This is a genomic window from Lactobacillus sp. ESL0677, from assembly GCF_029392875.1.
Lineage (GTDB): Bacteria > Bacillota > Bacilli > Lactobacillales > Lactobacillaceae > Lactobacillus.
Genome location: NZ_CP113946.1, coordinates 1,807,096 through 1,828,426 on the forward strand (window position 1 = coordinate 1,807,096; position 21,331 = coordinate 1,828,426).

General features: G+C 37.6%; 24 protein-coding genes. 8 read left to right on the top strand and 16 right to left on the bottom strand.

What is annotated here, in order from left to right:
- Nucleotides 1–65 precede the first annotated feature (65 nt).
- Genes OZX76_RS08820 through OZX76_RS08830 form a run of 3 tightly spaced genes read right to left on the bottom strand, consistent with a single transcriptional unit; the run spans nt 66 to nt 2,710 of the window.
- Nucleotides 66–950: a LysR family transcriptional regulator gene (locus OZX76_RS08820; protein ID WP_277179550.1), complete on the bottom strand. Its 885-nt coding sequence runs from the start codon at nt 948–950 to the stop codon at nt 66–68.
- Between the two features lie 13 nt (nt 951–963).
- Nucleotides 964–2,385, bottom strand: coding sequence for an aryl-sulfate sulfotransferase (locus OZX76_RS08825; RefSeq protein WP_277179552.1), 1,422 nt, complete (start codon nt 2,383–2,385; stop codon nt 964–966).
- 19 nt (nt 2,386–2,404) lie between these two features.
- Nucleotides 2,405–2,710, bottom strand: coding sequence for a thioredoxin family protein (locus tag OZX76_RS08830; RefSeq protein WP_277132125.1), 306 nt, complete (start codon nt 2,708–2,710; stop codon nt 2,405–2,407).
- A 189-nt stretch (nt 2,711–2,899) separates the two neighbouring features.
- Between OZX76_RS08830 and OZX76_RS08835 the strand changes: the two genes are divergently transcribed.
- Nucleotides 2,900–3,820 carry an FAD-dependent oxidoreductase gene (locus OZX76_RS08835; protein ID WP_277179554.1) on the top strand — a complete coding sequence of 307 codons (921 nt, stop codon included), beginning with the start codon at nt 2,900–2,902 and terminating at the stop codon, nt 3,818–3,820.
- A 25-nt stretch (nt 3,821–3,845) separates the two neighbouring features.
- Nucleotides 3,846–5,036 (top strand): MFS transporter, encoded by a 1,191-nt coding sequence (locus OZX76_RS08840; RefSeq protein ID WP_277179555.1) that lies wholly within the window; start codon nt 3,846–3,848, stop codon nt 5,034–5,036.
- Between the two features lie 62 nt (nt 5,037–5,098).
- Here OZX76_RS08840 and OZX76_RS08845 read toward each other — a convergent pair whose 3' ends face one another.
- Nucleotides 5,099–5,788, bottom strand: coding sequence for a 2,3-diphosphoglycerate-dependent phosphoglycerate mutase (locus OZX76_RS08845; protein ID WP_277179557.1), 690 nt, complete (start codon nt 5,786–5,788; stop codon nt 5,099–5,101).
- A 157-nt stretch (nt 5,789–5,945) separates the two neighbouring features.
- Here OZX76_RS08845 and OZX76_RS08850 point away from each other — a divergent pair, with 157 nt between their 5' ends.
- The 3 genes from OZX76_RS08850 to OZX76_RS08860 all read left to right on the top strand — a co-directional run bounded on the left by OZX76_RS08850 (nt 5,946) and on the right by OZX76_RS08860 (nt 8,755).
- Nucleotides 5,946–6,737 carry a hypothetical protein gene (locus OZX76_RS08850; RefSeq protein ID WP_277179559.1) on the top strand — a complete coding sequence of 264 codons (792 nt, stop codon included), beginning with the start codon at nt 5,946–5,948 and terminating at the stop codon, nt 6,735–6,737.
- Between the two features lie 177 nt (nt 6,738–6,914).
- Nucleotides 6,915–7,691: a DUF6612 family protein gene (locus OZX76_RS08855; RefSeq protein ID WP_277179560.1), complete on the top strand. Its 777-nt coding sequence runs from the start codon at nt 6,915–6,917 to the stop codon at nt 7,689–7,691.
- 101 nt (nt 7,692–7,792) lie between these two features.
- Entirely contained in the window at nt 7,793–8,755 is a 963-nt protein-coding gene (locus OZX76_RS08860; protein ID WP_277179562.1) for a Gfo/Idh/MocA family oxidoreductase, read from the top strand.
- Between the two features lie 47 nt (nt 8,756–8,802).
- Here the strand turns inward: OZX76_RS08860 and OZX76_RS08865 are convergent, their stop codons facing one another.
- The 5 genes from OZX76_RS08865 to OZX76_RS08885 all read right to left on the bottom strand — a co-directional run bounded on the left by OZX76_RS08865 (nt 8,803) and on the right by OZX76_RS08885 (nt 13,858).
- Nucleotides 8,803–9,654 carry a PfkB family carbohydrate kinase gene (locus tag OZX76_RS08865; RefSeq protein ID WP_277179564.1) on the bottom strand — a complete coding sequence of 284 codons (852 nt, stop codon included), beginning with the start codon at nt 9,652–9,654 and terminating at the stop codon, nt 8,803–8,805.
- Nucleotides 9,655–9,781: 127 nt separating this feature from the next.
- A complete protein-coding gene (locus tag OZX76_RS08870; RefSeq protein ID WP_277179566.1) occupies nt 9,782–10,924 on the bottom strand; it encodes an SLAP domain-containing protein in 1,143 nt (380 codons plus the stop codon).
- Between the two features lie 28 nt (nt 10,925–10,952).
- Entirely contained in the window at nt 10,953–12,173 is a 1,221-nt protein-coding gene (locus OZX76_RS08875) for a glucosaminidase domain-containing protein (RefSeq protein WP_277132143.1), read from the bottom strand.
- Between the two features lie 108 nt (nt 12,174–12,281).
- Nucleotides 12,282–12,788: a sigma-70 family RNA polymerase sigma factor gene (locus tag OZX76_RS08880; RefSeq protein WP_277179567.1), complete on the bottom strand. Its 507-nt coding sequence runs from the start codon at nt 12,786–12,788 to the stop codon at nt 12,282–12,284.
- 230 nt (nt 12,789–13,018) lie between these two features.
- Nucleotides 13,019–13,858, bottom strand: coding sequence for a hypothetical protein (locus tag OZX76_RS08885; protein WP_277179569.1), 840 nt, complete (start codon nt 13,856–13,858; stop codon nt 13,019–13,021).
- A gap of 694 nt (nt 13,859–14,552) precedes the next feature.
- On the opposite strand from OZX76_RS08885, the gene OZX76_RS08890 reads away from it, so the two are divergent.
- The 3 genes from OZX76_RS08890 to OZX76_RS08900 all read left to right on the top strand — a co-directional run bounded on the left by OZX76_RS08890 (nt 14,553) and on the right by OZX76_RS08900 (nt 15,646).
- On the top strand, nt 14,553–14,708 hold the full coding sequence (locus tag OZX76_RS08890; protein ID WP_277179571.1) for a hypothetical protein: 156 nt from the start codon (nt 14,553–14,555) through the stop codon (nt 14,706–14,708).
- A 313-nt stretch (nt 14,709–15,021) separates the two neighbouring features.
- Complete coding sequence (locus OZX76_RS08895) at nt 15,022–15,177, top strand: hypothetical protein (protein ID WP_277179573.1); 156 nt, start codon at nt 15,022–15,024, stop codon at nt 15,175–15,177.
- A 313-nt stretch (nt 15,178–15,490) separates the two neighbouring features.
- Nucleotides 15,491–15,646 carry a hypothetical protein gene (locus OZX76_RS08900; protein ID WP_277179575.1) on the top strand — a complete coding sequence of 52 codons (156 nt, stop codon included), beginning with the start codon at nt 15,491–15,493 and terminating at the stop codon, nt 15,644–15,646.
- A gap of 236 nt (nt 15,647–15,882) precedes the next feature.
- Here OZX76_RS08900 and OZX76_RS08905 read toward each other — a convergent pair whose 3' ends face one another.
- The 7 genes from OZX76_RS08905 to OZX76_RS08935 all read right to left on the bottom strand — a co-directional run bounded on the left by OZX76_RS08905 (nt 15,883) and on the right by OZX76_RS08935 (nt 21,054).
- Entirely contained in the window at nt 15,883–16,026 is a 144-nt protein-coding gene (locus OZX76_RS08905; protein WP_277179577.1) for a hypothetical protein, read from the bottom strand.
- Between the two features lie 114 nt (nt 16,027–16,140).
- On the bottom strand, nt 16,141–16,422 hold the full coding sequence (locus tag OZX76_RS08910) for a type II toxin-antitoxin system YafQ family toxin (RefSeq protein WP_277179578.1): 282 nt from the start codon (nt 16,420–16,422) through the stop codon (nt 16,141–16,143).
- The gene (locus OZX76_RS08915; RefSeq protein WP_277179580.1) at nt 16,415–16,657 is read right to left on the bottom strand and encodes a type II toxin-antitoxin system RelB/DinJ family antitoxin; all 243 of its coding nucleotides are present in this window, start codon (nt 16,655–16,657) and stop codon (nt 16,415–16,417) included. The genes OZX76_RS08910 and OZX76_RS08915 overlap by 8 nt, the downstream gene beginning before the upstream one ends.
- A 211-nt stretch (nt 16,658–16,868) precedes the next feature.
- Nucleotides 16,869–17,435 (bottom strand): hypothetical protein, encoded by a 567-nt coding sequence (locus OZX76_RS08920; protein WP_277179582.1) that lies wholly within the window; start codon nt 17,433–17,435, stop codon nt 16,869–16,871.
- Between the two features lie 423 nt (nt 17,436–17,858).
- Nucleotides 17,859–18,689 (bottom strand): hypothetical protein, encoded by an 831-nt coding sequence (locus OZX76_RS08925; RefSeq protein ID WP_277179584.1) that lies wholly within the window; start codon nt 18,687–18,689, stop codon nt 17,859–17,861.
- Nucleotides 18,661–19,182: a hypothetical protein gene (locus tag OZX76_RS08930; RefSeq protein WP_277179586.1), complete on the bottom strand. Its 522-nt coding sequence runs from the start codon at nt 19,180–19,182 to the stop codon at nt 18,661–18,663. Before OZX76_RS08930 ends, OZX76_RS08925 begins: the two co-directional genes overlap by 29 nt.
- A gap of 84 nt (nt 19,183–19,266) precedes the next feature.
- On the bottom strand, nt 19,267–21,054 hold the full coding sequence (locus OZX76_RS08935) for an SLAP domain-containing protein (RefSeq protein WP_277179588.1): 1,788 nt from the start codon (nt 21,052–21,054) through the stop codon (nt 19,267–19,269).
- Between the last annotated feature and the right edge of the window lie 277 nt (nt 21,055–21,331).

Here is a 21,331-nt window from a genome sequence, read left to right on the forward strand (position 1 = left end):
AATACTGGACAAAAAGAGACCTAATCCAATAAATTTCAGAATTAGGTCTCTGCATATTATTGAATTTAGTAGTTATCAAGTAGCGTCCGTTCAATAATTGAACAGATCTGTTTATCCAATTTAGTCACGTTATTTTTGGCTGGATAGATCATTTCAAGGGGTACGGTCTGCTTCTGCTCAAGGGGAATAGTGCAGATTTGACCGGAAATAAAATAATCGTTTCCAATTGATGCCGTCTCCGGCATTACCGTATAACCACGATCGTGGGCAACAGCATTAAAAATAATGTCACGACTTGATAATACATACTGCTGTTTAGGGCCCGCACCATTTTTGTAATCATTTAAGACAAAACAGGTTAGGCCCACAACGTCTGCTTCAGTAATCTCTTTTTTATGTGCTAACGGACTATTTACAGAAGCATAAACTTTCAGCGGTACATCCAGTAATTTTTTATGTTGTAAATTCATTTCAGAGATAATTGTATTAAATAAAGTCTCGTCGTTTTTACGTTTACTGCAGAGAGCAATATCAATCTTGCCATCACGCAGTTGTTCCAAAAGTTTCTTAGGTCGCAACTCTTCCGGTGAAATCTCTAATTTCGGGAATTGTTGGTAAATCTCATTAATAATCTTGAGAAAGATTGATCCCGATATCATCGGTACTACTGCAAGATTAATTGACTCAATGTCTTCATTGCTAATTGCAAATCGCTTAAGTTCCTCCACATTACGTTGGATTTTCTGCACAATGTGATAAACCTGTTTACCCTTTGGAGTTAATTCCACGCCCTTACGAGTACGTTCAAAGATTTTGGAACCCATTTCGTTTTCAAAAGACTTGATCGACTCACTTAATGCGGGCTGTGATATATATAGTTCACAACTAGCCTTTGAAATTGAATGACATTCAACCACTTTTAGAAAATATTGTAACTGGACGAGCTTCATTTTTATCTCCTAATTAAAGTTTATCTACACAGAATGCAGCACCCTTACCATAACCAGTAGCACCTTCAACTGAAACCTTAACATCATCATTGAAGTTAGGATCAGCAGCACCAGGTACTTGGAAATCAGCAATAGCAGGTGGTGTAATTGCCTTAGGCTCTTCCTTGGTCAATTGTGGTACCCATTCATAAGGAATACGGTAAGCACGGTATACTAAATATTCACCAACATGTGGATAAACATATTCCCAAACAACTTCTTTATCAGGAGTAACTTCTAAGAACCGACCTTCAGTACCCTCATCAATCAAGGTATTACCGTTTGGTAAACGCTGTGCGTCACTAACTAGCGGTGAATAGAAGTGGTGACCATGGAACGGAACTTTACTATCAAAGTTAGTTGCGGCAAATGTCCAAACAACTTCTAAAGTAGTTGGGTTAAATTCAATTACTCTTGAAGTATCAATTCGAGTAGTCTTCATTCCCGTCTTAGAAGTTTGATCAGGCAAGCCATATCCGGCCCAACCACCATTGTTAAAGACCATAATGTTACCGGCACCCGGTAATCCTTGTGGAATCATGTGTGAATGGTGCATACCAACAAGTGGTCCCATTAATCTCAAAGCACGAGTAGCAGTGTAATCTGGACCAATTTGCCAAACAATCTTACCGCTTTCATGATCAACAATCCACATAATATTTGCTTCACGAGAATCCATAATAATATTATTAGGATTAAATCGTTCGTCACCTTCATCAAACCAGTGGTTCGGGCCTAAGTAACTAGCACAGTTAACGTGGAAAATGTCGCCTTCACCTTGTTCACCACTTTGTTGGGTGTTAGGATCACGGAACATTGCGTTCTTTTGCACATTAGTCAAATGGAATTCACGGAAGTGATCCAAAATATGCCATGACCACAATTTCTTACCAGAACGGTCAATTTCAATCAAGACATCTTCTAGCAATGGTTGTGGTGAAATCTTGCGCTTCTTAACATTGTTATGTGTCAACAGCAAAACTTTGTTAAAGTCATCCTTACTGTCTTGACCTGGTGCATAGTAACCTACTGGGTTACCTTCAATTTGGTAGTCGTGGTGCTGACGAGCAACCCAGCCCTTGCCAACATCTTCATCGTCAACTTCTTGATTGTGATTAAAGCTCCAAATCGGCTGACCATCAAAGTCGACTTCGGTTAAATCAGCATAATCTTGGTATGCAGCAAAACGGTCACGGCAACGCAGCGAGCCAAAGACTTTACCACCAGGAATCATCTTGTTAGGAAAGCCTTGCAGGTCCTTCCACTCGTGAACAACTTTACCAGACATATCAATTAGCACTGCACCTTCACCAGCAGCATTAAATAGAGTGTAGCCACTCCATGTCTTGTCTGGATTATATCTAACAGTTCCTGTTGGATAAACGCTTCTTCCCATATTTTTTCTCCTTTAATTATTACTCAGAAAGCATATCTGCATATTCATCTTCGGAATGATTACCGCTGAGACGACTAACTGCTTCACCATCATCAAATAAAATCACATGAGGCACGCCCTTCAAGCGCATCTTAGCTTGTAAACCTGGATTTTCCTCAACATCAACGTTGTAAAACGGGATATCTGGAAACTCATCTTCCAAGTCCTCAATCTTTGGGTGAACCTTTTTACAAACAGGGCAGGTCTTACGTGAAAACAAAATCAAGCATTTTTGCCCATCGTCTTCAACAACTTCGTCAAAAAACTCAGAATTAATTTCTTTCATATTTGACACTCCTTTTAAATATTATTATTTTTTTCACAATATTAGTTTAATCCAAAAGCGCTTACTTTAGTATATATGTAAAACTTATATCACATAGGAATCCCCTATATATTAGCGGTTACAAAAAGTTATATCCTATAGATAGTTACAAAATGTGAATAATATCATTTATTTAAAAGGAGAATTCTTATGGAAGATTGTGATGTATTGATTTTAGGTGCTGGCCCAGCTGGCTTATCTGCTGGTCTTTTTAGTGCTCGGTATGGCTTGAAAACCGTAATTTTAGAAAAAGACGAGGTTGGCGGTCGTGCTAACCAAATCACTAAAATTACAACTTACCCCGGAATTTTAGAGTCATCTGGTGAAGATTTAATTGCCAAAATGCGCGCCCATGCCGAAAAGTTTGGTGCCATTATTAAAATGCAAGCACCAAAATCAATTGAAATCCAAGATGGTTACAAGATTGTCCACACTCGTAAAGTTGATTACAAGGCCAAAACGTTAATTGTTGCAACAGGTATGACACCGCGGGTACTGGGCATCCCCGGCGAAGAAGAATTCACTGGAATGGGTGTTTCCTATTGTGCAACCTGTGACGCCGACTTCTACCAAGACCAAAAGGTTGCAGTTGTTGGCGACAATAATGAAGCCATCAGTGAAGGCCTGTTAATTTGTAAATTTGCGAGCGAAGTTGACGTCATCGTTAACAAGCCAGAAGGTCACCTTACCTGCAGCGCTGCTAACAAGGAACGTGCTGACAAAGAACCAAAGATGCACTTTATCTGGAATACAACAGTTGAGGATGTTCACGGCGACATGAACGTTGAAGGCTTGAAGATTAAGGATATGCAGTCTGGTGAAACTCGCGACTTGCCTTGCGATGGCGTATTCTTCTTCCTTGGTATGATGCCTGCAACTGCAGTTGTTAAAGACATTGTTGATCTTGACGACCAAGGTTACATGCACGCCAAAGAAGACATGAGTGTTGGCAACCAAGGAATTTTCGCTGCAGGTGACACACGTAAGAGATACCTCAGCCAAGTTTTGACTTCTGCCAATGACGGTGCCATCGCCGCCGCTGCAGCACAAAAATACATCGCCACACACTAGAAGCCACTGACTTCGGAGAATAATTATGAAAAACATTTCCCACAACAGCATTGTTTTCAAAATTTCTGTACTATCCATTTCTTTGGCGGTAATGCTGGCACCAACCATTTCTCCAGCATTGCCGTTAATGCACTTTCCTGGCGTTACTAAAGAGCAGATTGATACTTTATCAACCATTCCCAATTTAGCTAAAATTTTGGGTATTCTATTCTGTCCTTTACTTATTCGCTGGATTGGCCAAAAGAAAACAATCCTAATTGGGCTGGCTGGAATTGTTGTTTTAGGGATCATTCCCTTTTTCAGTAATTCATACCAAGTTATCTTGGCAGCTAGAGTCATCGTGGGCTTAGCTTTCGGTATCTTTATGCCACTATGTACTAGCCTAATTGTGCAGCTTTACCGTAATGATAAAAACACAATGGCACACATGATGGGTTACCAGAATACGGTTCAGACATTAGGCAGTGCTCTCGGGTCATTCACAGTTGGTAGCCTTGTTGCTTGGGGCTGGCACCAAGCCTTCTTAGTTTACCTAATACCAATCCTACCAATTGTATTGTTTGGGCTCTTTGTCAGTATTGATCGGCCACAAGAAACAACTAAGAAACAAAAAAGCAAGACCAAATTTAAATTCACAGGTGAAATGGCTTTGACTTGTTTCTTTATGTTAGCAACTCTAGTGTTCTACATGCCGATTAACTTTACAATGCCACGGTTGATCATTCAGAAGCAGATTGGCTCTGCTAGTACGGCAGCGCTAGTTGCAGGAATTGTTCAAATTGCAACAATGGCCACTGCCTCACTATTTGGTTATATGATGAAGCATGTTGGTAAAATTATTTTTCCAATCGGCTTCTTGCTAGTTATGACCGGCTACTTTACTCTCTCACAAGCAAATAACATTGTTGTTCTAATCTGTGCTCTGATAATCATGGGCATCGGCAATAGTTTCTGTCTGCCATTCATTTACAATTGGATGGCTCTTCTAACTAACAGTGATACGGCAACGATGGGGCAGTCCATTTTAATGATCGCATTGAATATCGGTACGGTGCTGTCGCCTAAGATTGTCAACGGCATTAACCAAATGATGGGCAGCAACGACCCGTGTAATGTTATGATTATCTGTGCCTGTGGTGACTTATGCATAGCAGTAATTGCAGCAATCAATTACTTGCATAGTAGAAGTAAAAAGCATACGCACGCATTAGCCTGATAATTTTTCAAACTAAAAAAAGCCACCTCAATTACGAGGTGGTTCTTTTAATTAGGACTTAATTAATCCAATTTTTCCTTGTTAGTGACTTTCAGCTTGTCATCGAAGGTGTAAACAACTGGTTCACCAGTCTTCATTTCCAAGTTCATAATGTCAGCATCAGAAATGTTTTCGATGTACTTAGTCAAAGCACGCAATGAGTTGCCGTGGGCGGCAATAATAACGTTCTTACCAGCTAACAAGTCTGGGGCAATGTGGTCTTCCCAGAAAGGCATTACTCTGCCAAGGCAAACCTTCAAGTTTTCAGTCCGCGGAATAATGTTCGGGTCAAGGTCAGCATAACGACGATCATGTACTTGGCTGAACTCTGAATTGTCCTCAATCTTTGGTGGTAACACATCATATGAACGACGCCAAATGTGAACTTGCTCATCACCAAACTTTTCAGCAGTTGCCTTCTTGTTCAAGCCTTGCAAACCACCATAATGACGTTCGTTAAGACGCCAAGATTTGGTTTCCGGAACCCAAAGTTGACCACTTTCTTCCAAAGCATAGTGTAATGTCTTAATAGCACGAGTTAAAACTGAAGTGTAGGCTTGGTCAAATTGCAGACCAGCTTTCTTAATCAATTTACCTGCGTTCTTTGCTTCCTCGACGCCTTTTTCTGATAGGTCAACATCAACCCAACCAGTAAATTTATTTTCAAGGTTCCATTCACTTTGTCCGTGACGGATCAAAACTAATTTTGACATGAAATATCTCCTTTGCAAATTAAATGTTTCACTTACTATTTTACACATTTCGTTTTTATTTTCATAGGGTTTACCATTAAAAATCATTTTTTAGCTAGCGATTTTACGATACAATAAGGGTAACAAGTATTATTAGAAAAGAGCATGTTCACATACTATGAAATTCAAAAAAATAATCATTGGTCTTAGCCTTGCCGCAGCCTTAATTGTCGGCGGTTGTTCTAAGAAGCAGCAGAAGAGCGAGCCGATCTTAACTAAGAGCCAGGTCATTAACGCCTCACAAAAGACATTCAAAAGTGGGCAGGTTAAGCAAACCGTTACCTTGGGTAATGACACTACTAAACAAATTGTCATCACCAATGCGGCTTTTGGCGGCAAGCCAACTGTCTTCCACGTCAATTACCAAACGCAGGCCAAGGGCAAAACTCAAAATTCAGAGCAGTGGGCCGACAACATGAACCACCTCTATCTTAATGGTCAGAGTGCCTGGTACAAAGCTGACCTTGCTAAAATCACGGGCCACTCGTATGCAGATTTGGTTGACGCTGTCTTTAACAACGCCATGTTAATGAGTCCACCAGCTGCCTTAACCAAGGCTTACAAGATGACGCGCAAAGGTAACACTTACAAGCTGACCGCGACAATTAATGACACTAAAATTATGCAAAAAGCCGTTGAGCCAATTTTTACAACCAATACTCAAAGCCCACAGCAGTTAAAGGTCTATCGTAAACTTGAAAAAGCCGGCAAATTCCAGGATATGACTGTTACGCTAGTTGTTAAAAATCGCAAGTTATACTCTTTCAACTACCTTGTTAACATTAGCTTAGGCAAGGCGATGAAGCTCAGTGCCGGCCAAAGTTATGGCAACATGGGACGACAAGACTTCCTGAAGTTGCCAAGCAATGCGTTAAATGCTAAGCCATTACCGAAAAATAATAAGAAATAATATCAATTAATTCAGACCACTTTTATCGGCAAAAGTGGTCTTTTTATCGTGATTTTTATATCAAATTATAAATTAATTATTGTCTATCAGAATTTCAACCTGTATAATGCACTTATACATATAGAATAGCGCTAACATGTAGTGCTATTAGGTAACAACATAATATGAGGTGAAATTATGAAATTCAAGAAAACTGTCATAACATTATTAGCCGCTATTGGCCTTGGTGCTCTTGGCACTACTGCAACACAACCTGTTGCCGCTAGCACAAGCAAGGCTGACGTCATTAAAGTAACTCAGCAAGATCTAGCCAAAGCTACCGATACTAAGGCAGCCATCAAGTTCGGTATTAAAACTGGTAAAAAGCAACTTAAATTCAACGGCACAATGACAATGGGCAACAAGCCAATCGTTGTCCATATGGTTGCTAACAGTAAGCTTTTGCCAACCAGCGTAGAAGAATGGGTTGACAGTGGCACTGGCAAAGTTTACGTTCTAAGCGGTAAAACTTGGATTAAAGACGATATGTCTAAGGAAGACTTAGCTTCATTTACTGACACCACTCAAGCAGCTACCAATCCTGCCTTTTATAAGAAGCTAGCTAAGAAAGCTAAGTTAACTCATTCTGGTGATGCTTATACTGTTAGTGGCAAGATTACCGATCAAAAATGGCTTTCTAAAATTATGCTTGATACAGCCAAGTCTACAAAGTTGTCCAAGAAAGAACAAAAATCTCTTAAAAAGCAACTGAAAAAGACGAAATTCAAGAACGTTAGTGTCAAGATGACAACAACTAACGATAAATTAACTGACTACAAGCTATCTGCTAAAGTTGGCTTGAGTAAGAAAATTTCCTTTACTTTCAGCATGGACATGTCAGAATTTGGTCAACACAGTGATTTAGCTGTTCCAAGTGACATTGTTAGCTCTGCTACCCAAGCTCCTAAAGATTAAATACTAAAAAGATGTCTTAAGTGACATCTTTTTTTATTGCCTAAATTGAATTATGTTAACATAAAGGTAATTAAAAACGTATTTTAGATGGAGGCTTATCTATGAAATTAGGAATTGTCGGCAGCGGCAAAATTGTCCACGACTTTTTAACAACAGCAAATAAAATTGCTAACTTGGAACTGGCTGCAATTTCAACGACTCAGCGCAGTCAACAGATTGCGCGCGATTTAGCTAAACAATATGGCATCAAGGAAGTCTTTGCCGATAATGACCAACTTTATCATGATGCCAATGTCGACACGGTTTATGTAGCTGTCCCTAACTCCTTGCATTACGAGGTAGTTAAAAAGGCACTTGAAGCTGGCAAAAACGTAATTTGTGAAAAGCCATACATGGCAACAACTGCTCAAGCCCAGGAACTCAAACAAATTGCGGACGAACACCACGTAATTATCGTTGAGGCAATTACCAACATTCATCTGCCCAACTACAAGGCAATCAAGCGTATCTTGCCTAAGATTGGGCCAGTTCACATTGTCTCGCTCAATTACACCCAGTATTCAAGTCGCTATGACAACTTCCTAAAAGGTATCATTGAGCCAGTCTTTGATCCAGCAAAAGATGGCGGTACCTTGAAGGACCTAAATATTTATAACATTCACCTCGCCGTTGGCTTATTCGGCAAGCCCGACCACGTTCAATATTACCCAGTAATGCAGAAAAACATTGACACTTCCGGAATTTTGAACCTGACATACGCGGACAAACAGGCAACCTTGGTCGCAGCCAAGGACTGTTATACGACGCCGCGGTCATTCATCGAGGGCGAAAAGGGTTCAATCTACTTCGATGGTTCAACTGGAGTGATTGACAACTTCACCATTGAGTTACGCACCGGTGAAACGAAGAAAGTTAATTTAAACAAATTCGATCACAGAATGGCCAGTGAATTCACCGATTTTGTCAACATTATCGACAATCACGACGTAGATACTGCCAACGAATTATACGACCACAGCATGACCGTTATGGATGTGTTGGCTGCCGCCGTTAAGTCAGTTTAATAATCAAATAAAGCTGCAGTTAACCACTAATGGGTTAACTGCAGCTTTTATTTTGTCTTCGTTTGTGCGATTAAATACGCTAGCACCGGGCTGATGTCCATCCCGTAGCGTAGTTCTTCCTGCTTCTCAGTCTTATTGGCTGCAATTGCCAGATGTGTGGCAGTGACTGCCGTCTTAACGGCAGCAGGTAACGTCCACCCCAAATTAAGTAACCCGGCCAAACTAGCCGCAAACAAGTCACCGGCACCATAAAAATGCCCTGCAGCATATTCCTGACCATAATAGTGCAGTTGCCCCTGCATTAACCAGCAGCAGCCGATCTGTTCACCACGGCGAACACCAGTTACTACCACTTGTAAATGTTGCTTGCTTTGCCCCTCAACTGCCTTAATTGCCTGCACCAACTCTGCATCACTAGCCGTTGCGCGCAACTTATATTTAGTTCCAGATAAAAAATTTAATTCAGTTAAGTTTGGCGTTGTCACGGTCGCAGTCGTTACTAGTTCCTTGACCGCCGCAATATCTGCTGGCACTAATTCAGGATAAAGTTCGCCGTCATCCCCTAGCACCGGATCAACAACTACCTGCTTAAACTTGCCCTGACGACATTCTTCAGCCAGCAATTTACAAGTTGCCCGACTACCAAGATACCCCGTTAATATTGTTGTAAAGTCCAGGTCAGTAATCTGTCGCCAATGTGCAAATGCTTGTGGGATAAACGTTGTTAAGTCAGCTATCCGGGGAGTGCCGAAGCCCTCAGTTTGCGTTGATAAAACCTGCGTCGGCAGACTGCCATACTTAATTCCCAATGCACTCATAACACTAATTGCCGTGGTCGTAGAAATACCGCCAATTGCCGAATAATCTTCCACGAGTAATAATTTCTGCTTTGTTTTCATATTTTCACTTCATTCAGTAATTTAAATTTACTTACATTATAAACTCATGAGGCAACCACTGCAGAACATTTTAAGACTAACGAAAAAATCACTTTAGGAATAAGCTAAACTCCTAAAGTGATTTTATTTAATTAAAATTTGCGGCTTTCACAAATTCAGTAGTATTAATTTGGTAGTAGATCATGCCATTAATCACAACTTTGCCACCGTAAGTACGAACACGACTGCCGCGATAAAGCTTAACACCGTTCGTTCTCTTACCAGCCGTATCATAAACATAGGCATTATGACTCAGCTTCCGCGTCTTACCAATAATGTTGCTGGCAACAACATATTCGTCGGTACCAATTTGCAAGTACTTTTTACCATTGATAGTTTTAGAATTACCAACTGTTACCTTAGTACCAGCGGTCTTCAAAGCTGCACTTGTGCGCTCACCTTGGCCGTTATAAGTGTAGGCATCGTGCATCAAAGTCTGCTTGCCAGTTGGTGCTTGCGAAACTGTTGTTGCTGTATCAGCGGTTGTTCCATCGGTTGTGGAAGTATCAGTATCGGTCGCACTCACATCAGTGTCAGCACCCTGCAAGTTATAGTAATACTTGATTAAGGAGTAAAACTTGCTCATCGAGTAGCCCCACTTGCTAAAGTAGCCGTCAGGGTCCGTATGATTGGTGCCGCCTAAATATTTAGAAACAGCATGGTGCGACCAGATTGTCCCTTTACCAGTATTAACCGCATTACTTGGCGTTAAATCATAACGGTGCAAAATCTTGGCTGCATAAATCGCATCGTTGTTCACACTCTTAGCAAAGTTATCCCGCGTGTTTTCCTCAGCTAATTCAATCTGGAAAAAGCGGTTGTTGGCAACTGCACCGGCACCCCAAACACCGTACTTAGGGGTCATCATCTGAATAACTTGCTTGTGATCAACAAAGGCGTGAACATAAGCGTACATCTTCATCCATTCACGGTTGAAGTAAATGGCTTCGTTATAAGCAGTCGCGTTAGGCGTTGCTGTCTCGTGGATCACTATTCCTTCAGGCTTACCATAGCGATACTTAATCTTATTACCGTTGGCATAAAATTTATTATACTTAATCCCCTCTGTCTGGAGCAATTTGTATAGGTAGGTCACACCCACATAATCGTTCTCTTTCGCAAGCGAATTAATCGAGGCAGCCTCCGCTGTCTCACTTTGACTCATTCCAAAAACAGGCGCAACTAAACCTACTCCGATAGCAATAGTAGTTATTAGTTTCTTTATCTTCATCTAAAATTTCATTCCTTATTACTATGATTTATTTAAAATTACCGGCTTTGACATATTGATGGATACCAATACGGTAATATTTTTGGCCAACAATCGTGTAGGTAGAACCGTAAGTAGCTACAGCTGTACCCTTCTTTTCTGTCGTTTCATTATCACGATTGCCATAATCATTGTAAACATAGGCATTATGCTTCAAAATGCGCATTGTACCATCAATATTGCCGGCAGCAACATATTGATCGTCTCCGATCCGGTAATACTTCTTACCGTTGATCTTCTTGGTACCATAAGTGGCAATGACCTTGCCTTCGCTACCCGCCTTAAGAGCTTTCATGCCCTTAACGCGCGTTAGTTTTGAAGTATAAACATAAGCATTGTGCATCAAGGTCTTCTTAACCTTGGTTTCACCTTTAGGAGCTTGAGATGCTGGTGGCAAAGCACTGCCGAGATTTAGACTTGCGCCATTAACCCAACCTTTGCCAGCAATGTACATTCTCTTTTTACCGTTATAAAATGTGATGGTCTTAGTAACAGTAACGTTATCGCCCTTAGTAATTGAGTTGGTCTTTGCGGAAACCGAATGGTCTGTCGGCCAAGCATAAGTTGCACCGGACTTCTTAACCGTGTAGGCAGCACTGGCGTTAGAAATCTTAGGGTCATATTGCGTTAGGTTATAGGTTGTAATTTGACGGTTCAAGGTTGTGTTGTAATTAGGGTCAGTGGCATAAGTTCCCGTCAGAGCCTTAGTGGCAGCGCCGTAACTAGCCGCATTCTCAAGCCAAGTGCCTTGGTAGCGATCTGGCTGCCAGCTGACACCTTCACGCAGCTTCATTCCATTATCATCAAATGAACCTTGATAGCTTGAATATTTTCTAAATTTGGCAGTTTCATAATAGCTCTTGCCGTTCTTATCGACCTCGCGCGTCTTACTGCTGTAGACATCACCTGTCCAGCTATCGTCGGCCTTCATCCCGAACAGGTTGTTGGCATTAACAGACAGCCCTGATTGGCCCCAGTTAGACTCAATGATTGCCTGCGCAATCATTACTGATGGGTACAAACCATACTTCTTAGCGACCTTCTTTGCTTGTGAAGCAGCAGTAGCTAAAAACGCACTTTGATTATCCGTAGCAGCCTTGACCTTCTCAGCCTTGGCTGGAGAAGTAGCAATTAAGTTGTTGGTAACTGGTATAACGGCTGACGATAATAAAGCCGCGGCAGCAAAACCAGTGATAAATTTATTTTTCATAAAGTATGTGTCCTCCTTAATCGACATCTTTATTGTATCGGGCAAACCTCGACTAGACAATAGTTTCCATTTAATTGTAGTCAAAAAGTAATATTGCCCGTCATTTTATTACAAATTAGTAATCTGCACATCCAGAACTTGACGCAGATGAGCCAATAATTGACGTTTAATCCGTTGCAACTGTACCCGCGTGACACGGGCCTCTTGGACTAACGCACTAATTGGTTCACCAGCAATTAAATTATGAAAAAATAACAATTGTTCTAATTCTGACATCTGCGCAACTTCTCGTTCTAAGATCAAATAGTTGTCCCAGTTATTCATCATGCCCAAATCGCGTGCTTGCTCAAGTTCAGTCTGCCGCTCACTCGTTTTTTGTTCCTTGCGCAGCTGGTCAATCGTATGCCAGATAATCTTGCGAAAACTCCGCCGATCAACTTCTTCTGGAGATAAACTCCCAGGCTGATCTAACATTTGTGCGTAAACGCAAATTCCTTCTTGCAACAAGTCATCATAATTAGTATAGTCCTGTCTAACGTGGGCGGCTTTTAATGCGCCCCGAACTAATCTTTGATTCTCCCAAGCGGCTATAAAAGCCTCTCTATTAATCTTCATCTGTGACATTTCCTCGGTTTCGATATTGTCACAAGCGCTTGTGCACTATTAGATTAGCAAGATTGAGTAATGATTAAAAAGCAAATAAAGTAAGCGATACCAATTAATAAATAAGGCATACAATTTATGAGAATTTTCGCAACTTAAGAATAACTATCGTATAATTAGCCTCTACTTTTGGGTAAAAAAGTCAGAAAAAAAGCACGAATTAGTTAATTCGTGCAGTACAATTAAAATAATGTGTTCGGCCGTCTACTCGAAAGATAAACAGTATGGTGGTCATCTTGAATTAACGGTTGCTCAAGCAGCTTTGCCAAACATTGGCCATAACGCGCATGACTCTTATCCAAGACAGCCTGATAAATATCTTTGAGAGACGATGTATTTAGCGTTGGATGTGGGTGAAAGTAGGCACGCTTATCAAGTAGTGACTTACCCTGCGTTCGCCGCACCTGCCAACCTAAAGAATACTCCAAGTGATTACTCCCAAGCTTGTACATGGCATGGTTGTAGTACAAGCTGCTGTAGACCTGCGTACTGATATAACGCGTGCAATCTGTAAATGTAAAAGTGTACGTCAACCCTCGGCACGTCACCGTATTAAAGGCAATGGTCGACTTGCCAAGAGAGCGAAAATTAGCCATGTGATGCAACGCCACCCAGTCAGTATCGCCAGTTGTGTAGCCATGCATCGAAAAGTAGGCACGCTTGCCAGTCGCAATCACATAATGTGACCTCTGGTTAAGCCAATTGGCAAACTCGCGTTGAAACTCCAACCCACCTAGTAAGTTGTTTTGCGTAAATGAGTTAATTAACGACCGACTGCTGCTGGTGCACAAAACAATTCCTTTTTGTAGGTCAAAAATTGCACTTTTATACTTATTTAACAGTGGCTGCTTTTGAAATTGATAAATGGCAAGCGTATTTTCATTCACGCGATATTTAGCATCATCCACCAGATACCCGCTTAATGCCGGCGATTGTACTTCCTCCTGCAACTTAGCCTTCGACCAGTTACGGTACTTCTTAGCAGTTGGTAAACACCAACCTTGATTTGTCGTTTCAGGCAAATTACTGTCCTCCATGATAATATATTTTAGTATTTGTTGACTTATATAATTATACTAAAACTGTTATCGCTTTCATAGAGCAAAATAAAAAATAGCCAAAGTTTTTATGCTTGGGCTATTAGAGTGCTTGGGTTAAACAAGCTCCAATTATACAAAATTTATTCCTTACTGTTTTTTTAGGATTTAAATATTCAAGTACATCTTCTCTTTTGACATTCAAATTTTAGATTCCAATTACAAAACTCGCCCATCAGCAACATCATTTAAAGAATATGATTTGCTAAATCTGTCATTGTCATGATAATTCTCTCCTGGCACGAAAAATATATTCTATATGAATAATTATACACATTGTACATATTAAGTACGAACAATTTTTAATTTAATAATCAAGTATTGTAGTTCAAGCTGTCTAATTTTAAACATTTTTATCGTTTTGTTACTATAATTCCCCTATCAAAAAAAGCAGCCACTAAAATCACTACCTATTATTTAATGAAATAATAGCAATACTTATCTTTAGTCGCAGGACATATTGTTAAAAAAATTAAAGACAACTAAACAATCAATTTGCTATAATGTTTAAGACGTAGAAAGTTAAAAGACGGTTTACTACCTGTGCATGAAGGGACTGATGCCTATGAGCATGAGTGAATTCATACTCCAATCTATTGTAAGAAAGGAGGACAGGTAGTTGGAAATCATTTTGGCGCTAATGCTACTTCTTGCTATTAGTTTAGTGGGATTAGCATTTTATTTAGCTAAAATGAAGCAGTATCAACTAGTAGCGATATTGATAATGAACACAATACCACTTATAGTTGAACTACTAAACAGTTTGCTCAATTAATTTAGAGCAAACGAAAACCGTCTACTTCTGCTTGGAACGACGGTTTTGAAAAAAACTATAATTTCAGGTAGTAAACCACTTTTAGTGGAACTACGTCAGGGAGTTGTGTTACAGCACAGCTCCTTTTTTATTACAAAAATAGTTTAACACGAAAACTGAAATTTATAAAGACAAGCGATAAATCATTTTGCTATAATATTTAAGACGTAGAAAAAGTTAAAGGACGGTTTACTACCTGTAAGTGAAAGGACTGATGCCTATGAGCATGAGTGGATTCATACTCCAATCGATTATCAGAAAGGAGGACAGGTAGTTGGAAATCATTTTGGCTTTAATGCTACTTCTTGCTATTAGTTTAGTAGGATTAGCATTTAAGCTTGCTAAAATGAAGCAGTATCAACTAGTAGCGATATTGATAATGAACACAATACCACTTGTAGTTGAACTGCTAAGAAGTTCGCTCAATTAATTTTGAGCAAACAAATACCGTCAGATTTTCTACTGGAACTTGACGGTTTTGAAAAATTTTAAATTTCTGGTAGTAAATCGCTTTTAAGTGATCTACGTCAAGGAGTTGTGTGACAGCACAGCTCCTTTTTCATTACAGAATTAGTTTAACACGAAAGTGTAAAATTATAAAGACAACCGAACAATCAATTTGTCATAGTATCCAAGACGTAAAAAGTTAAAAGACGGTTTACTACCTGTGCATGAAGGGACTGATGCCTATGAGCATGAGTGGATTCATACTCCAATCGATTATCAGAAAGGAGGACAGGTAGTTGGAAATCATTTTGGCGCTAATGCTACTTCTTGCTATTAGTTTAGTGGGATTAGCATTTTATTTAGCTAAAATCAAGCAGTATCAACTAGTAGCGATATTGATAATGAACACAATACCACTTGTAGTTGAACTACTAAACAGTTTGTTCAATTAATTTTGAACAAGCAAAAACCGTCTACCTCTGACTGGAATGACGGTATTGAAAGAAATTATAATTTCAGGTAGTAAACCACTTTTAGTGGTTCTACGTTAAGGAGTTGTGTTGGAGCACAGCTCTTTTTTATTACACATATAAGTGTAACATGAAAACTAAAATTTATAAAGACAAGACTAGCCTTACTTTCGAGGAGTGACCATTAAGGAATCATATTTATATGATTTTTTAGTTAGTCATTCTTCACTCTCGCTAATCCAATCTTCTAATTCCTGATCCGTATTTATTTCTTTAGCTGGCAAATTACTAAAAGCATTGGTTAAAGCAAGATGGCGATCAACTTGAACCTGGATTCTCTTTTTATTAGTCGTTGCCCACATATGCATTCTCCTTTCAATTAATACTTATATTTAACTATATGTTTCAGGATATTTAACAAAGATCCTAAATAAATAATCATAACAAAAAGCGATGAAAAATCATCGCAAATCAACTTACTTAAATAAATCTGAACGTGAACCAGTATTAATAAAATCTACATACTCACCATCATATTTATAAATTAGCAACCAGTCTGGCTTGATATGTAAGTCTCGTTCTGGTCTACGGTTAATTAACGGGTAGTCATTATATCTTGCTTCTAACGGTTTATTACATAATAATTTGCGGTAAACTCGCTCAAAATCCTTCGCTTGATATTTGCTACCTTTTAACATCTTCTTGTAATGCTTTTTGAACTGACTTTCAAAAGCAGGTTTATAGACAAAATCACTCATTTAGCCACTTAAGCCCTGCTTCTGGATCATCAAAGTCAACATAATCACGACTCTTAATTGAACGCTGAAGTTCTGGAGCTGGCTCAGTTACTTCAAACGGAATGCCTCCAGCTTCAATAGATTTTTTTGCAAAAATTCTAAAGGCCTCGCCTGGTGTTAAACCAATGTTTTTGAGAACTACTTCAAATTTAGCCTTATCTTCAGAATCCATTCTGAAATGCACTTGACTCGTCATTTAATCAGCTCTAACAGTATGGTACCATCTGATACCTTAACAAACAAGTGATTAATTTTATGACTATATTTAATTACCTAACATTAATCTGCTTAACTCTCCATCAAAAAAGACAGCGACTAAATCGCTGTCTTTCATTGTATTTAATTAAAAGTTAATTTCTATCATAATCTTAATTAAAAATACAAGCTTATTAAATATTTTAGATCTATTAATTTATAGGATGCTTTTCAACATTTACCGTTTTAACATTTACTGTAGGCTTAGGAGTACCATCCGTAGTTGTCCAATTAAGTATATAATCTTTATGATCCACTTCATCTTCGAAACACATTTTTTTATCAAACTTTTTCGTATTAGAGCCATATAACAATCTTTCACCTATATAAAGTTTGATTTCTTTATTTGGTAATATAGCTTTTCTGTTTGATATATCATAATTATAATGCCCAAGTTCACTATATTCTTTATTATTCTCATATGGACTTAAGTATTCATTACCATTAGTTTTTATTTTTAAAATGGCAGCTTGGTTACCTACATTCATACAAATTAAATTAACACCATTAAGTTCATCATTTTCAACTCTAGACTCAACAAAAAATTTTAAGTTTGGTTTTGGATTAAGCTGATTATTTATACTTTCTATTTCTTTATTACACTGCTGACTCGCAATTATATTTGCATCTGTAGATGCCTTGTATGCTTTATAAGCATAATAAAGTGCGATTATAGCTACAATCGCTTCAACCAAATTAGATACTGTATCCAAATTCATAAAATATTTCCTCCCTTAAGTCTATACCTAATAAATATACAATTTAATATATACTTAGTCAATGACTTGGAAGAATATTAGTCCCGAATTTTAAAAAAACGTGATCAAAATTTGTGCTCTAGCTGCTTATCTGAAAAATTATCCCTAAGATATTCAGCTAATAAAAATATGCTGATTTTACACGAAATAGACTGCTTAATTCCCTTAAAGTCTGAATGCTTGGCAACATCATATTAAACTATCTGTTAAAGTAAAACACTTAAGTAAGTTGATTCTCCATCAGAGAGGCCAGCTAATTTACGTATATTACTTAACTTTTAACCATAAGGTATTGCCTTCATGTATCTCTAATCTTGCTTGTACGTATCTATACCTGTCTACTTCTTTTCATTAACTTTACCATTAAAAACTTTATTTTAGCAATTAAATAATATTTTTCATATCATCACAATAATAGTCATAAATAAAGATTTCAATAAAAATACCAATCATACCAATTATTATAAAAAACATCTCAGCTAGAAAATTTTTGTAAAATTGAGAAATTATAAAACAAGAGATAGTAATTATCAATAATACAAACCAAAATATCCTAATAAAAACTGGCATATTATTTATATGCATCTTATACGATAGATAACAACAAATATTAGAAAAAGGAACAATTACTATTAAAGGCAAAAACAAAAAAGAAGCTATTATAACCCCAATATAATTAGTAGTTGGCTTTCTAATTACGCGTATTGAAATAATTGCATAAGCGATCATTATAATAAAAGAAATAATGGGTAAAAATAATGAACGCGTCAAATGTAATTGTATATCTGAATTTAAAGTTAATTCATATTTTGCATGAGAGAAAAACCAAATCATACCTATCACTATGCCATACAATACTCCAATAATGCAGATTGCTGACAGCAAAAAAGTTGTATCAATTTGAAGTTTATTATTATAAATAATTCCCTTTGCAATATCTTTTTTGATAGTTAACTTTATTTTTTGATCTCTACTATTACTGAATGGAATATTTAATAAAACATTTGATAATATTAAACTTAAAAAACTAATACACAGAGAAAACACAGAACTTCTTTCTTGCCACTTTGAACACCACGCAATATTTCTTTTAGTAGTGCCATCACTATTTACATGTTCTATTATTTCCTCTTTAGTAATAAATATTTTTAGTATTTTATCTCTTTCACTAAATTTTCCTTTTTTTCTAGTACTTTTTACCTCTCTTTTTAGCATTAATTAACTTCTTATCTACAACGGGCATTGCCAAGCTATTCGTATCAAATAAATAATTACTTTCATTTTCAAAGTTACTAATTATCACACTTTTAGAATTTTCATAACATTTAAATTTGGGTAATTCTTTTAAAGTCTGATATTTATTATTCAAAATTTCTACTTTATATTGCTTTACACCATTATCAGTATTCTCATAATGCATAATAGCTACATATTTTAATACATTATTAAATCCTAATTTTTCTTTTAACCATTGTATTGGATTTCTTAAGAATCTTGTTTTGGGTATATCTGATATCTTAGTATCCAGAAATTGCTCACTATTTTGTTTAATATTTTTAATCTGTTTGCTAAGTTTAGTAAAATTAGTTTCACTCGTTTTATTAACATTTTCAATTTGCCTACTTATTTTTTCTTGATTCTCCAATATTTTATTTATATTTTCTTTTTCATACTTGTCTTCTTCTATGATCTTCTTTATATTTAACACTAGCTTACCTACTATCTTGTATTACACAACAAAAAAAGCAATGGTTTCCCATCGCTTTTTCTTAGACTAGATTCAATAAATCAATTATTTAACGATATCAGCGTTAACAACCTTGATGTATTGACCCTTACCAATTCTGTAGTACTTTTGACCATTCTTGAAAGTGAATGAAGAACCGTAAACAGTTACAGTTGAGCCCTTCAATAACTTCTTGTGGTTAGCACGTTTCTTGCTTGTCTTGTAGATGTATGAATTATGGTTCAAAGTTACCTTGTAACCATCAACGTTACCAGCATCGATGTATTGACCATCAGCAATCATGTATGCGTCAGTACCATCGTTAAGCTTAGTCTTGTCACCGTAAACAGTAGTGTTGGTGTATGAGCTGATCTTCTTAGTACCTACACGCTTGTGATCCTTGTCGTAGATATAAGCATTATGCATAACAGTTACAGTTGATTGCTTTTGTGGCTTGTATGAACCATCAACATATTTAGATTCAACATATTGATTAGAATCAGCACTATTGATACGCATATATTTCGTACCATTAGCAGTTATTTGTCCATAAGTTGCAACTTGTGTGCCATTAGCAACAGTTGTTGTAGTCTTAGTTACGTTATTACCGTTAATCGTGTATACTGGAATGTCTGTATCAGATTGAACAGTCTTATAATCAGCATTAGGGTCACCAACAGTAAAGTTAAATACAACACTTGAAGTTAATCCATCAGCATTTGTTGCAGTAACAGTTACGGGATATACACCCGCTACTTTAGTATTTACTTTGCTAATATCAGCTTTTACTGACAAAGTATTAGTAGTGTGACCATTTACTGTAGCTACAAAAGCATTTTCAATCTTGCTTTCATCAACAGTACCATTAACACTAGTCGAAGCAAAATCTTTCTTATTTGCACTAGTCAATTCAATAGTTTGATTTTGACCCATGTAACTCTTTTGATTTAACCAAATAACTGGATATACCAACTTGTCATTACTGTTGCTTGATACCTTCATATTAGCAGTTAAAGTAGCAGTTTTACCATTATCTGCAGTCACAGTGATTGGAGCAACAAAATCTGCTGCAGGAACATCAAAAGTACCGTCACTCTTAATAGTAATTCCATTGGTTGCCAATGCTGATTGAATCGCAGATTTCACAGCTGATTCATAAGCTGCTTCTGAAACACTAGCAGTACCTGTAGAAGAAATCTTAAAATTACTTACAATATAGCTAGTAATTCCATCAACACTATCACTTGCACCTTTAACAATAGGAACCTTAATAGATGAAACTTGTTTATTCTTACCATCCAAGAAATATGGAGTACCAGTCTTTGATGAATCCTGAACAGTAAATACTGAACTATTTACAGTTACAGGACGCGTAATACTACCAAATCCATCGGTCTGTCTAGCTTGTCCATTAACAGTAACATTAGCGTTCGCATCTAAGTTACCAACTTGAACTTGTTGTAAGACAGCAATATATGTTCCACCTTTTTCAATCTTTTGAACAGGTGTTGCACCAGCTTTAACTGTGCCATCTTTATTAACATCTGAAGCTTTATAAATATTTGCTTTCTTGTCGTTAGGAATAGCAATTTTCCCAGCATTAGTAGTTAAACTTGCTTTAACTGCTGAAGCAGGTCCTTCAGTTAAACTAGTTGCATTATCAATGTTCAAAGTTACAACTATACTTTTAGCTGTACTAGTTGCAGTACCATTACCATTTACAGAAACTGGTACACTACCATTCGTAGTGTTTGTAGTATCAGCGAATACTGGTGAAACAGCACCAGCAACAACTGGAGCTACAGTTAATAATGCAGCAGCAGCAGCGCTAACAAATCTATAATTTTTCTTCATGTGGTCTTCCTCCTTGTGTATATACAAAATCGTAATAGACTATAGGTTCAGTCGCATTGAGCCTACATTGTTACAACATCCTTCAAGTCAAAATCATAAGTTTATAACTCTTATGAGGTAGCTTATCTGACTGAAGAACCCGCATGCGTACAGGTTTGCGAACCTGAAGCATAGCTATTACTTACCACGCTTCATATTGTACTAACCTTTTAACGAAAATGCAAGGCGTTAAGCAATTTTACACACTTTTGTAATAAACGCTTTCACTAACTTTTTG